Below are 425 nucleotides of genomic sequence, written 5' to 3' on the forward strand. Positions count from 1 at the left end.
GTAGACCAGCTCGAGATCGGCCACAGTTTTCTCGGCCGTCTCGCGCTCGGCGCGCGCTTCCTCGAACAGCTCGCGTGCCCGCTCCAGCTCGGCCACGGCCTCGGCCGCCTTCACCGCGTTAGCCTCCAGGGAAAGCTCCAGCTCGGCCGCGCGGGCCAAGGCGCCGCGCCGGCGCTCGCGCACCATCATGACCGTGGAATCGAATCGCTCGACGGCAGCAGCCGCCGCGCGATGGCGCCGGGACAAGTCGCCCGCGTCCAGGGTTTCCACGCGAATGCGCTCCTGCAGCTCCTCGACGGCTTTCTCAGCGGCCTGAATGGCGGCGCGCTTTTCCTCCATATCGCCCACCAGCGCGGCCTCCTGCTGCTGAGCCGCCTCCCACTGGGCCTGGAGAGTGCGCAGGTCGTCTACGGCAATGCTCAGGG

At 69.9% G+C, this 425-nt stretch carries 1 pseudogene; it reads right to left on the reverse strand.

The window, feature by feature from the left end:
- Positions 1 to 425: pseudogene (locus PZH32_RS11480) on the reverse strand (chromosome segregation protein SMC); the annotation flags it as partial.

The sequence above is a fragment of the Adlercreutzia equolifaciens genome, assembly GCF_029076695.1.
GTDB lineage: Bacteria > Actinomycetota > Coriobacteriia > Coriobacteriales > Eggerthellaceae > Adlercreutzia > Adlercreutzia equolifaciens_A.